The 275-nt window shown below is 50.5% G+C and carries 1 protein-coding gene; it reads left to right on the forward strand.

Going from position 1 to position 275, the window contains the following annotated elements; genetic code table 11:
• Positions 1–275: transposase (locus H7U37_RS15415; protein ID WP_204877050.1), on the forward strand; the 275-nt coding region annotated here is incomplete at both ends.

Genomic DNA, 275 nt, shown 5'->3' on the forward strand with positions numbered 1-275 from the left:
ATATGAGTGCCTTTCCGGATTCCCAGCATATATGCTCCTGGGCCGGTTTGAGTCCCGGTAACAACGAGAGTGCCGGAAAACGCAAGAGTGCTCATATTAACAAAGGTAATCCGTATCTGAAGAGTATGCTCTGCGAGGTGGGATGGGTCATCTCCGGAAAACGAAGCTTGTACCTCTCCGGTTGGTACTGGAGGATAAAACAGCGGAAGGGCGCTAAACGTGCAACGATTGCTTTGGCTCGCAAACTGCTGGCGCTGATTTACACGATGTTGAAG

It is taken from the genome of Pseudoflavonifractor phocaeensis, assembly GCF_016901735.1.
GTDB lineage: Bacteria > Bacillota > Clostridia > Oscillospirales > Oscillospiraceae > Pseudoflavonifractor_A.